Source organism: Streptomyces sp. MZ04, assembly GCF_004684775.1.
Taxonomy (GTDB): domain Bacteria; phylum Actinomycetota; class Actinomycetes; order Streptomycetales; family Streptomycetaceae; genus Streptomyces.
Genome location: NZ_SRIC01000563.1, coordinates 1 through 1529 on the forward strand (window position 1 = coordinate 1; position 1529 = coordinate 1529).

Consider the following 1529-nt stretch of genomic DNA (forward strand, 5'->3'; position numbering starts at 1 on the left):
GTCCCCCAACCAGACGTCGACCCACTCACCCACCTCCCGCCGCTCCCACTCCTCGTTGACGACGATCGAGCGGTCGTCGAGATCGCGTACGTCCCCGTCCACCACCGGCAGCCGGGACACCGAGGCGAACGCCGCGGGATCGTCGAGTGCCCGCGCCTCCGAGCGGACGAGCGCGCTGCCCTCCTCCCGCACGAACACCGCCGTGGACGAAGAGGCGGCCACCACAGCCCCGTCCACTCGCCCAACGGGCTTCAAATCATCGCCAGTTATCACAAACGCGGCCCCGGTACGCTCCCGCGCCTCCGCGGCCCGCGCCGCCCCCGCCGTCTGCGCCGAGCCGAGCAGCGACCCGGCGAGCGCCACGGTGACGAGGACCGGCGCGGCGACGGCCGCGGTCCTGCGTACCGAGGCGGCGGAGTTCTCCCGGACGAGCAGGCCGACGGCGCCGGGAAGCCGGACGGCGCGGACGACGGGACGTACGAGAAGAGGAGTCAGCGCGGCCAGTGCCGTGATGAGGATCATCGGCTGTGTGGTGTACGTCTTCCGCTTCATCAGCGCGGACGGATCGCTCCACAGCGTCCACCCCAGCAGCCCGAGCCCCGTGGCCAGCAGCGCCGCCCCCACGATCCGCCGGCTCCACGGCATGACCCCGCTGTCCACCGACGCGTCGCGCAACGCCTCGACGGGCCCTACGCGCCCGGCCCGCCGCGAGGCGATCCACGCCCCCGAGACGGCCACCGAAACGCCCACCCAGAAGGCGAGATGGTAGGGCCAGACCGCCTCGCCCACCTCGAACCACTCGGGAGCGATCTCGGCCTCCACCAGCCGCTCGGCGAGCACCGGCGCACCCCAACTCCCCAGCACACACCCCACTCCGGAAGCCACGACACCCACGGCGAGCGCCTCCCCGAGCAGCGTCCTGCGCACCTGCCCCGGCGTCGCCCCGGCCATCCGCAGCAGCCCGAACTCCCGCCGCCGCAGCGCCACCACGAAGGCGAACGTGGACGCCGTGACGAAGACGGAAACGAACGCGGACACCCCGCCGGCCGTTCCCAGGAAGGAGTTCACGGCCACGAGCCCCTCGGCGTCCCGCGCCGTCCCGGGATCGGCGAGCCGCCGCTCGCCCCCGGTGAGAACGCGACCCCGCTTCCCGACCACCTCCCGCACATCCGATGCCGCCGCGTCCACACCCACGGCGTCCCGCCTCGCACCGTCCGTCCGCACAGGACCGAGCCGGCGCAGGTCGCGCAGAAGTTCGATATCCACAGGGTGTGGATGAGCGAGCGGCTTCGATACGTACTTGATGTCAGGCCCTCGCTCGACCGGTACGGTCAGCCGGTCCTGCCCCATGACGACCACGGGCGATCCCGCGAACCGCACGGGTTCGCGCTCCGGCGCGCTGAGGGTGGACGCGAGCCCGAGCCCCATGGCGGCGACGAGCGAGACGCCGAGCGCGACGGCGACAAAGGCCCCGAGAAGACTGACCCACCGGGCACGCAAAAGGGCAGAAACCATCATCGCCCCGCCAC

1 protein-coding gene is annotated in these 1529 nt (G+C 72.7%); it reads right to left on the reverse strand.

The window, feature by feature from the left end; translation table 11 throughout:
* The coding region (locus E2651_RS43135; protein WP_135336718.1) for an ABC transporter permease at window positions 1-1518 on the reverse strand (1518 nt) is incomplete at its 3' end.
* Window positions 1519-1529 lie beyond the last annotated feature (11 nt).